Source organism: Pseudomonas sp. HMWF006, assembly GCF_003061205.1.
GTDB classification, from domain to species: Bacteria; Pseudomonadota; Gammaproteobacteria; order Pseudomonadales; family Pseudomonadaceae; genus Aquipseudomonas; species Aquipseudomonas monsensis.
This window is the reverse complement of record NZ_QAIU01000226.1, coordinates 1-10,921: the sequence shown is the minus strand read 5'-3', so window position 1 is coordinate 10,921 and position 10,921 is coordinate 1. Positions and strand designations below refer to the sequence as shown.

Here is a 10,921-nt window from a genome sequence, read left to right as displayed (position 1 = left end):
GGTCGAAGTCCCAGAGGTCGTTGTGCACGGTCTGGAACACCCAGCGCTCATCGCCAGTGCTGGCGTCCAGCGCGAGGATCGAGGCGCCGTAGGTGTGATCGAGTTTGCTGCGCTCGACACCGTAGATGTCGGTGGACGAACTGCCCATCGGCAGGAACACGGTGTTGGTCGCCGGGTCGTAGGACATCGGCGCCCAGCTGTTCGGCGTGCTGCGCACATAGGTGCTGCCGTCGGCCGGTGCCTTTTTATCCTGTGGGTTGCCCGGGTCGAAGGCCCAACGCATGGCGCCGGTGATCACGTCGAAACCACGGATCACGCCGCCCGGCATGTCGGTTTGCACGTTGTCGGCCACGCGCCCGCCGACCACGACTGTGGTACCGGCCATCAATGGCGCGGAGGAGAGCTGATAGTAGCTGTCCGGCACATCACCCAGACCGGCCTTCAGATCAACCTGACCGTTGTTGCCGAAACCCTGGCAGAACTCGCCGGTGTCGGCATCGACCGCGATCAGACGTGCGTCGATGGTGTTGGTCAGCAGGCGGCGCTGGCAGTTGGCGGCCGGCGCAGGTTTGGCTTCGACGATGCTCGAATTGCCCGGCTGAGCGATGGCCTTGGTGGCATCGAAATAGGCCATGCCACGGCAACGCTGCCATACTTTCGACTTGGCGTTGATCGCGTTTTTCCACAGTTCCTTGCCGGTGTCGGCATCCAGCGCGATCAGGTTGTTGTGCGGAGTGCAGATGAACACCTTGTTGCCGATCTGCAGCGGGGTGAGCTGATCTTCGGCGCCGTTGCCATCGCTCTCGGCGATGTCACCGGTGTGGTAGGTCCACGCGACTTTCAGTTTGTCGACGTTGGTGCGGTTGATCTGATCCAGCGCGGCGAAACGGCTGCCACCTTCGGTGTTGCCGTAGTGCGCCCAGTCTTTCTGCGCCTTGTCCGGCTCCACTGGCGTGAGCCCCGGGCCCGTGCCGGTGGCTGCTACCGTTGGGTGCGCGACAAACATGTTAGCGGCCGCGACGGCCAGGCCGACCGCGAGTACAGCTGCCAGCGCATAAGCACCGCGCCCAGGAACGCCACCGCTGGCACGCTTGAGCATTGGATAAACCAGCGCGACCGCCAGACCCACCGCACTGAACATGAACAGGCGCGAGAACACCGGCCAGAACACCAGCCCGGCATCGCTCACGGCCCAGATCGCGGTCCCGAGCAGGAACGCTGCGAACAACCACGCACCCGCCGGTTTGAAGCGTGCGATCAGCCATCCGGAAACCGCCATCACCAGACCGCCCATCAGGAAGTACCACGACCCTCCCAGGCTGACCAACTTCACGCCGCCAGCAGCGAGCGCCAAGCCGAGCAGGGCGATGATCACGCCCAGCCCGACCAGAATGAATTTAGAAAGGCCAGAGAGGCCTTGACTCTGCTTCACGTTGAATGTCCCGTTGAAATGAGAAGGGGATTATATAGTTAGGTAACTACCTAGTTAAATCATAAATTCAGTAATAAAGCGTTGTCGGTTATCGAATAACGCGCCTTAGCCGAAACGGCCGTTCTCAGAGGGTTGAAGAGCGCTTGTGAATGACTGAAAAAGTGGTTTTTCTGTCAGGAAAAATGCGGGTTATGACAGTGTTGCCGTTATGCCGCACTCAACCACCGTCAGTGCTCAGCCGACGCACGGCGATAAAAACAGCTTAGCCCACGTATTGCTCGAGTCCTGACAGCAGCGCCTCGAAGGTCACTTTGCAGCGCGGACTGTTGCGTAAATCTTCATGCATGGTCAGCCAACTGGTGAGTCTGGGTTTGAAGGGGTGTGCGAGTACGCGCACCAGCGCAGGGTCACGTTGCGCCACTCGCACCTGGCACACGCCGATGCCCACCCCGGCACGAATCATCGCCAGTTGCGCGAGATCGCTGTCGGTACGCAAGGTGAAGTGTTCACGACGCCATTGCGGCAACCAGTGCCTGGCGCTGCGCAGAAAGGGCGTCTCCTGGTCAAAGCCGATCAGCGCGTGTTCAGTGAGCTGTTCCAGTGTCTGCGGTGTGCCTCGCGCATCGAGGTAGCGGCGGTGAGCATGCAGGCCCAGTTCGATATCGCCGATGCGCCGGGCAATCAGCGAACCTTGCTCGGGCGCAACCATGCGCACGGCGATATCAGCCTCGCGGTGCAACAGGTCCTGAACGCGATTGGTCAGGACCAGCTCAACGTTCAGTTCCGGGTACTGTCCTTGTAAGCCGGCAATAACCGGAGGCAGCACTTCGGCGCCCACGACTTCGCTGGCACTGATGCGCACCGTGCCTCTGACGCCGCTTCCTTGCGCCTCGGCTGCGCGCAGCAGTGCGGCAGCATTGGCCTGCATGGATTGCGCGAAGGGCTTGAGGGCCTGCGCGGCTTCGGTCGCCAGCAACCCTTGTTGGGAGCGAGTGAACAAACTCACGCCCAGTTGCTGCTCGAGCGTGTCGATATGGCGCCCGACCGTAGGTTGCGCAACCCCCAGTGCTCGAGCGGCACCCGACAATGATCCTTCCTGCAGCACGCTCAGGTACGAGCGGTACAGTTCCCAGCTGATGTTGTTGTCCATGCATAAATGTATAGCTGGTAGCCGGTTTTAAGCAATTTCATTGAGTCGACGGCGCATTCAGACTCTTCTCATTCCAACGAGAGGACGATCAACATGATCTTGAGTCGACGCGTTTTGGTACTGGGTGCAACGGGAGGTATCGGCGGTGAAGTGGCGCGCAGGCTGCGCGAATCCGGCTGGCAGGTGTGTGCGCTGCGACGCGGTGGTCGTCCACCTCACGAAGGGGCTGAAGGCTTTACCTGGTTTGATGGGGATGCGATGAATCGCCAACAGGTCATGGCGGCGGCACAGGGCTGCTCGGTCATTGTCCACGCGGTCAATCCACCCGGTTATCGTGACTGGGACAAGCGGGTCTTGCCCATGATCGACAACACCATTGCGGCCGCTATTGCACAAGGGGCGACCATCGTCCTGCCGGGCACTGTTTATAACTACGGGCCAGACGCATTCCCGTTGCTGCACGAAGACTCACCACAACACCCCGTGACCCGCAAAGGCGCGCTGCGGGTCGAGCTTGAACGACATCTGCGCGAAGCCAGCACCCAGGGATGCCGGGTAATCATCGTGCGTGCCGGCAACTTCTTCGGGCCGGTGCCGGGCAACAACTGGTTTTCCCAAGGGCTGGTCAAGCCGGGGCGGGCAGTCACCCGTGTACTGGTACCCAGTGCCAAGGGCATCGGCAATCAGTGGGCCTATTTGCCGGATGTCGCCAACACCATGACGCAACTGCTGGAGCGCAGAGAAACGCTTGCACCGTTCGCCGCGTTTCATATGGACGGTCATTGGGATGCGGATGGCAGGCAAATGGCCGAAGCCATACGCCGCGTTGTGGCAAGACATGGCGGTAAAACGCCAAGGATCAAAGCGTTTCCCTGGTGGTTGATCAATGTGTTGTCGCCCTTTGTCGAAACGTTTCGTGAAATGCAGGAGATGCGTTACCTGTGGCAACAACCGGTAAGGCTGAACGGCGCGCAGTTGCAATCGACCTTGGGTCGCGAGCCGCATACGCCGCTGGATGAAGCTGTGGAGGCGACGCTGGTGGGGTTGGGGTGTGTTGATCAGTCTTATGATGCGCTCTCTCGCCGTCGGCCCGCAGCGAGAATGCGTTCGTAGAACGACTCTGCAAGCATCTTTTCCTCCCTGAGAACACCTCGGCCAACGCAGAAAAAACGAATTAACCTGGCGGCAGACCCCAGGCCTCTGCAAGCTGCCTTGCTGAGGCCGCAGGCAACACGGTCGAACCGCTGCGCCGAATCAGTGACGCATGCTCGCCAAGACCTTCGACAAGCAGAGCCGACTCCAATCGAGGCTCAACGACATAGTCCCAGCCAAGTCCGAGCCATGGGCATCGTCCGCCGACGCTGGCGAAGATGGCAGGGGTTGCTTGGGTGGCATAGTCGGGGAGTGCTGGCGCGTTTGGTCGCGATTCCCGGGCCTTCACTGCTGGCACATGCAGTTGCAGGGCGCCATGCGTGTTGCGTGTTACCTCCATACCTCCGAGCAGCGCGATGTCGAAGGGCACAGCCTGATCACGGGTCGCATAAAAATAGGCCATGCGCCGGATGTTGTCGTAGTCGGCGAGCGCCCGGTAAAGGTAGGCGCAGATGACGCCCAACATCGGGTCGGCATGCTTTTCATGCCGCAGGTCTGCAGCCAGTCGATCAACGCTATCAGCTCGCAAGTGCCCGTCAGAGAATTCACGAAGGGTCCGCATGCCCGCCAGATACCTTTGCGGCGAACTGTGCGCTCCGTACACCTGGAAAACATCTCCGTTGGGGCTGGGGACGACGGCGGTATACAGACCTGCGTAAGGTACGACAGGCGTAACTTGCTCCTTGCCCATGTGCACCAGAACAGGCGCCCCTTGAGTGCGGAGTTCAACGTAAAACTCGTTGACGGGGGGCTCGGATCTGAGGGCGTGAGTCGCACGGTTGGACAACAGCGTCGCCTGTTCACCCCAGACAATGAGATTTGCGTCACCGGCACGGTCGATCTCCAGGAATCGACGTTGAACCACCCAGGTCATCGACTCTGTTCTGAGCTGTTCGGACAACTCCTTTATCATTTGCCTATGGCGAGGCGTATCCATGTCGATGTTGTGCAGTTCATCCATGTCCTCTCGCAGATGTGTGATTCCGGCGACCACTTCGCGACTGTCTGGATCTTTTGATTTAGATCGCCTGAACCATGAGAGTTTGTTGAAAAGGCGATAGCGCAAGGTGCGCTGCTGAACTGAACGCTGGGTTGTTATTTCCTCGGCGGTGAACCCAGCAGAATCCAGAGCCTCGTCTTTTTTTTCAGTGCCCAGCACCGCTACCGTGCTTCCGGATGGCCACGGTTGCATGTCGTCAGGGGGCTTGAGTGGGGTCGCAGTGTCGTAAAGTACCACGGCGTCGGGATCGACCTGGCAGTGAGGGTCGAGCTTGAGGTGGTACTCGCGAGCGCGTTCGGCCGTGCGCGAGCGAGCAAATTTACCCAACGCATTCGTGGTTATGAGCCCATTTTCAATGGCAGTGGGCTCCAGTCCCCAGAGAATATCCGCGATGACACCCGAGAAGATGCATTTGCCCGGTGCGGCGCCAGCAGGGTCTCGAACCATGTAGCCCAGTTGGCCGTCATGGCAGCAAGCGAGGCTATCGAAATTTGTTTCGTCGGCCCGGGTGCCTTGCACAAGGATCCCGCGCGAACCATCGAGGCGCATTAGCTCCAGGCTTTGGGGGGCTTCGCGGCACGCGTCGGTGATCAGCGTTATGCGTTTGACGCCGAGCAGAAACATTTCCTCGTAAAACCTGTCGACCACAATGCGGTACTTCATCAGCAGCGAGTCGCTGAACAGCCAGAAGATCTCGCCAAAATTCGACCCCGTCAGCCCATGTCCGCAAAAAGACAGGATCAATTGGTCAACGACGTCGGCACCCGCTGGAAACAGTTCGTCGACGGCTTGTTGTACGCGCACCCGTGTGACCGGGTTTGGCTTGTTATTGACCCAGCCGTCGTCGACGACTTTGACGTTGTCGACGCCGAAACCAGAGCGCAGTGCCCATTCCCCCATGGAGCGCGCGGCTAAAACGGCGCCATCCAGATAGGCGAAATCCAGGACCTCTTTAGCAACAGGTGTCACGGTGCTTACGCCGATTGCCAGACACACTCGCCTAACCATGGGGACGCTCCAAAAGATGTTTGGTGACGAACGTATAAAAGTGCATGGGTGACACAAGCCAGTGCCAGCCTGGAGGACGAGGAGGCGTGAGCCGTTCGGCCAGCACGATGAGACCTGCCAATAACATCACCGGGATATGCCAGGTCCCGCTCACCAGCGGCACCAGCATCCACGCCCAGCACGAAACAATACAAAACAGGCCATGGCGCATGCCGAAGGTCAGGCAGTCCTTGTCGGCTGGCCAGCCAAACAAGCCGATCCGCTGGGGTTGATGCACTCGATTGAGTGCTGCGCGATGCCACGGGCTTGCGCTCCAGACCAGCGCGATCAGCAATGTCACGATGAACACGTTTTGGCCCAGCGTGAACTGGAGCAACAACGCCAAGACCCATAGAACAGGGCCGGCGGCCATCCACAACGCACAATAGCCGAACAGAAACAGCGCGGATGCACGCATTCGCCGACGTGCCAGGCTGGAGTGCCAGACATGCATGAGCGGCATTGCCAACAGGGGCGGCATCATGGCCAAAAGCATCAGGAACCAGCCGGTGAGGATGCGGTGCAGCGGGTTCAGCGCGAGCTCCGCCTGTAACGCCGCCGGCCAGCGAGTGACGATCGACAGTCCGTTCACCGCTACGCAAAACGCGGGACCTTCACTGCTCACATCGTTGTAGAGGGAAAAGGCCAGGCCCACGCCTGCCGTGGCCAGCAGAATTGGCCACGGTGCGTAAGTAAAACTGCGTAGAACCAGACCTGGCCGCATGAGTCTGCCCTCAAGTCACGACGCCACTGCGCTTGAGAACGCTGATGCGCTCAACCGTTATCGGTGCTTCATCGGAAATCTGCTCGACAGGTACCAGCGTCACGCGCAGATGATTCGGATCGAAGTCCCCGGCGGCCGTGAGCCGTTGAGCCAGATCGGTAATATCAATCGTATAACCCAACCCGTTGTGTTCGCCGTCTTTTTCCGAAGCAACGTTGAGACCGAAAAGCGTCAGGCTGCCGGCGTACCGGTCAGGGTCGAGCACCGGGTTGGCGCCGTCAGGCAGATTGACGTACACATCCAGCAGCGGTGACGGTGCGGAGCCACGCACGGATTCCAGGGCCAGGTAGAGTCGGGCCACCGCCTTACCCGGCGATGTCGCGCCCATGGTCGCGATGCTACTGGAGGCCGCCGTGGGTTCGAGGTCGATATGACTGTCCACCGGCGCACTGCCGATCGTGACGGCAGCGGCATTGGCGCCGATGGGCTGTACCGTTTGCTTGCTGGGCGAACCCATATTGACCCGTGCCACTGCATTCACTCCCGGCTTTACACCCGTACCGATGCTCAAATCATCATAGGGCCGATAAAATTTGCCGCCCTTCAACGTGTCTTTGCTAGTAAAGGTTACGCCAGGTGCGTTGTCGCCGGGGACCGGCATGATAAAGCTGCGGTTGGCCGGACCATTGAGCCAGAGTGGGTCGTGGACCATGGTCTTGCCCGGCGTGTTCATCCAGGCTTCCCAGAGGCGATCAATGTTGCAATGGTGCAGCCAGAATATAGGGTCAAGACCTGCCAGATAGGCATTGCCCATGTAACCACCGACGAGACCGTGAACCGTGTTGTGCGGGTTGCTCTCCAGTTCTCCGGTGATGTCCGCGAACTGGACGAAATCGCCAGTGATTCCGCCACCGAATCCCAGGTTTCCGTTACCGACGATAAAATCATTCTCTTCCATCGCTTCAAGGCTGAACCCGCCCCCGGGCTTGATCGCCTTGATTCCGGGGCGTCGAGGGTATTTGCACAGCGGGTTCGGGCTGCCGTCGGGTAAGGTTTTTTCTACAAAGGCCTCAGGCAGATACAGGGCTTTCGGATCGCTGCTGTTGAGGTAGTTCCAGTAGGGAAGGGTCCAGTCGTCCCCCGTCAATTCTTTCACTTTCGCTGCGACGATTGCTTCGAACGAAAACAGGTACGCCCGGTGCCAGGAGAGGAAATACCAACTGCCGTGCTGACACTGATTGCCGTACGTCTTGTTGGTCAAGTCTGCTGGAATCGGGGTATTCGCCTTGATCAGATTTTCGTTGAGCCACAACTGAGGATGGAATCCATGCATGGCGCCGAGGAATTTCCAGCTCGTGCGGTCCTGTATCGGTTGCGCGTCCAGCGCCTGCATTGCCTTGGCGTAGTTCAGCAATGTCTTGTTCCATCCTGAACCCAGTGTTGCAACATCCTGGCGAAAAGCGGTCATGATAGGTGCTCCGTTGCGGTTAGGTGATGTCTCCCCCAACTTCAGTGCCGGTCTTCATCACGTCAGATCCGGCACTTTTCAAGCAGCCACAGCGCTACTCTGTCTGCAGCAATAGATGGACATCGATGACCGGGTTGCCCATCAGCTTCTGCGGGAAGCGATCCCCTACGAAGGTCTTGTCGACCGGTTCTACCCAGACACTCAGTTTGCCGCCCGCTATATCCGCCATTGGCAGTTCGAAATCGAACTGCGCCATCGCGTTGCTCACGCAATTGGCACAGCTTTGCACCTCAACCGGCTGGAACAGCGCTCTGGAGGCGATCGTCCTTCCGTCCTTTTGCAGGTGCACCCGGAAACTGCCGGGGATTTTCAGACGATTGATGCCGCTGACGCGTACGTTGACTCGATCGGTCTCGACCGTGAATTGTTTGTTCGCGGCGAGCGTACGCTGGGTCTTGGGCAGAAAATCGACGTTCGAAGCTGTGGCAGGCGGGTCGTAATCAATATCAAGCTGACCTGCCGAGTCGATGATTGCCAGGGTGTTCAGTTCCAGTGCGCTGTGGGTGAATGGATTCAGAACCTCGAGCGCTGGATCGTTGAATATCTGAAAACTGATCGGGTCGGTAGCCTCGTTGATAGTGGTCAACAGCCCTTGCAGGTCGGTGGCCAGCATTTTCTTCTGCCATTCCCAGAACAGTCGGTCCCAATTGCAGTGGAAGAACCAGAACACCGGGTCGAACGCCGCAACTTCCTGTTGTTGCATCGTCGGACCAATGGAGTCATGGCCACTGTCGTGGGCGGCAATGATGGTGTTGTGACTGGCACCGGACCAGTAGCCATGAAAGTCTTCCCAGTCGGTTTTGCTCATTGCCCGGTTGACGTCATCGGTCACGCCGTTATCAATCAGGTTCTGGGCAATCGTGTCGTAGTCAAAACGGGTGGTGACGTACCCTTCGGGGAAATCCGCGCCAATGGTTTTCGGTAGCACGTATTGGTCGAAGGGTGGGCTTTTAAGCACGTCGGGGAAGGGCGTGGTGATATCCCAATAAGGCAGGGTCACGTTCTCGCAACCAGGCACCGATCTCAGGGCATTTTCGAAGCTGACCAGATAGGCCCGGTGCCAGGGGTTGTAGCCCGGTACGTGGTGCATGCAATAGGTATTGGGTGCCGGAAACCAGTGATAGCCCGCCTGGACGAAATAGCTGTTCGGGTCAGCGGGATCGAGGGCCTTAATGGCGGAAAAAGCTTTTTTGAGCTGATCGAGTTCGTTGCTCGACAAGGTGGTGATGTCCTTGCGCATCCTGCCGGCCGGGGCCGCGGTGCTGAACAATGAGCGTGCCGCGAAGTCGGCCTGGCTCGCTTGAGTCACGGGCACGCCTTTGGGGTAGCCATTGTTCATCCAGTTGAGGAAGGTACCCACCCAGTCGGCAGGCCAGGGATTACCCGGCGGCATGTTGCCTGCTGCAACTTGTTGATAGATGTCGCCGGCGTGGTTCATCACCGCGTCGTAGCTGGCCAGGTCGAGACCTTGTCTGGCCATGTGCGCGCGGTCCACGGATGTGAACATGTCGCGAATCTGCGCATACCAGGTGGGGTTGGTGATGGGGGTTGCGGTCATGTCTGACTCCTTGTCGTCGGTAACAATCGAAGTTTCAGTGGATCGAGTGTGGCTCGCCGGCGGAACTACCCAGACGACCCGCGAGCGTCCTGCAAGCGATAGCTAACTGGCCTTGACGGCGATGAACGAAGCGACCAGTCCGGCAGACGCGCCGTCGTGAGGCTTCACACGGATGACTGATCCAGTGATGGCCGGCACCTGATTCACGCCGTTTGGCCAGTGCTCCGTCAGCACCCCGTCATAGTCGTAGAAGTAATCTTGAGTGGAGGTCCCGGGCCGCCCGCTGCCCACGATGTGTACGTGGTCGGGTAGTCCGTCGTGGGCGCGCGTGATAACGCCCTTCAAGTCCATGACCGCGTTCGAGCCGAAACCGAGTTCACCTGCAAATGTCCCGTCGGCAGTGTCCTCCACGGTCCACACGCCTTCGGCGAATAACAGTGCCGCGAGTTTGTCCGGCGCTCCTCCAGTTAATGCGGGGTTATTGAGGAAACTTCTATACGTCCATTTTCCTGCAAAGGGATTGCTCATGACTGACATCTCCTTATCACTATTTTTTGACGTCCGAATGTTGATGCGACGTGTGCTTCATCCCTGCCATGCCAATGCCGCCGCCGACGGCATTGAGGTCTGGCACGATCTGGATATTGGTCATCATCCCGCCGTCTTCGTGATCGAGGATGTGGCAGTGAATGACGAATTCACCGATGTAGCGGTCGTAGTGCGTGCGCACCAATACCTGATAGTCGTTCTGGACAAAGATCGTGTCTTTGAACTCGTGCCACATCCCGCAGTACTGGTTTTGCAATCCCAGCTCGTCGGCCGGAACCAGGCATTCGCCATTGGGGCCGAAGATGCTTTTGGGCTTTTCGCCGGGTTTGGCGTAGAGCACGTCCATCACCTGGAACGGGTTGACGTGGATGTGAAAGATGTGAGGTTCGCCCTGCGACGTCAGCACCCAGTCATCGGTGGTGTTGACCTGACGGGTGAAGTCGATACGGTCCGGGTCATAGGATTTGTAGTTGATGAAAAAGCCGAAGGCGCCAGACCACGGATCCCCCGGTTTTTTCGGCGCCGTGGCCGGAGCTGCCGGCGGAAATGGCGGATACCCGATGAAAAAGTCAGCTTTCTGGATGTCGTCGTTGACGGTTGCATCCTTGAGGTCGGGCATTGCGCGCCACGGCTTCAGGTTGCCGCTACGCAATCCTTCGAGGGCTGCCACCGGCAACGATGAGCCTTTGTTGGCGTCATAGAGCGCGTGCTGGATATAGCTTTGCGGATCGTCGGTCACCACTTTACCGCCGGAGACGATCACCGTTGCCAGCAATTGGGT

Annotated in this window: 9 protein-coding genes; 1 reads left to right on the top strand and 8 read right to left on the bottom strand. The window is 58.9% G+C overall.

The window, feature by feature from the left end:
- On the bottom strand, positions 1 to 1,432 hold a 1,432-nt coding region (locus tag DBR24_RS31790; RefSeq protein WP_256591356.1), incomplete at its 3' end, for a PQQ-binding-like beta-propeller repeat protein.
- A gap of 262 nt (positions 1,433 to 1,694) precedes the next feature.
- Positions 1,695 to 2,582 carry a LysR family transcriptional regulator gene (locus DBR24_RS09065; protein WP_123468679.1) on the bottom strand — a complete coding sequence of 296 codons (888 nt, stop codon included), beginning with the start codon at positions 2,580 to 2,582 and terminating at the stop codon, positions 1,695 to 1,697.
- Positions 2,583 to 2,675: 93 nt separating this feature from the next.
- Between DBR24_RS09065 and DBR24_RS09060 the strand changes: the two genes are divergently transcribed.
- Positions 2,676 to 3,695, top strand: coding sequence for an NAD-dependent epimerase/dehydratase family protein (locus DBR24_RS09060; protein ID WP_128614553.1), 1,020 nt, complete (start codon positions 2,676 to 2,678; stop codon positions 3,693 to 3,695).
- 61 nt (positions 3,696 to 3,756) lie between these two features.
- Here DBR24_RS09060 and DBR24_RS09055 read toward each other — a convergent pair whose 3' ends face one another.
- The 6 genes from DBR24_RS09055 to DBR24_RS09030 all read right to left on the bottom strand — a co-directional run.
- Positions 3,757 to 5,742, bottom strand: coding sequence for a hypothetical protein (locus DBR24_RS09055; RefSeq protein WP_128614552.1), 1,986 nt, complete (start codon positions 5,740 to 5,742; stop codon positions 3,757 to 3,759).
- Positions 5,735 to 6,505 (bottom strand): DUF2182 domain-containing protein, encoded by a 771-nt coding sequence (locus tag DBR24_RS09050; RefSeq protein ID WP_128614551.1) that lies wholly within the window; start codon positions 6,503 to 6,505, stop codon positions 5,735 to 5,737. Before DBR24_RS09050 ends, DBR24_RS09055 begins: the two co-directional genes overlap by 8 nt.
- Positions 6,506 to 6,515: 10 nt before the next feature.
- Positions 6,516 to 7,973 (bottom strand): tyrosinase family protein, encoded by a 1,458-nt coding sequence (locus tag DBR24_RS09045; RefSeq protein WP_128614550.1) that lies wholly within the window; start codon positions 7,971 to 7,973, stop codon positions 6,516 to 6,518.
- Between the two features lie 94 nt (positions 7,974 to 8,067).
- Entirely contained in the window at positions 8,068 to 9,591 is a 1,524-nt protein-coding gene (locus DBR24_RS09040; RefSeq protein ID WP_128614549.1) for a tyrosinase family protein, read from the bottom strand.
- Positions 9,592 to 9,693: 102 nt separating this feature from the next.
- Complete coding sequence (locus tag DBR24_RS09035; RefSeq protein ID WP_123468693.1) at positions 9,694 to 10,119, bottom strand: hypothetical protein; 426 nt, start codon at positions 10,117 to 10,119, stop codon at positions 9,694 to 9,696.
- 19 nt (positions 10,120 to 10,138) lie between these two features.
- Positions 10,139 to 10,921 (bottom strand): multicopper oxidase domain-containing protein (locus DBR24_RS09030; protein ID WP_158277027.1); only part of this gene is annotated, 783 nt, incomplete at its 5' end.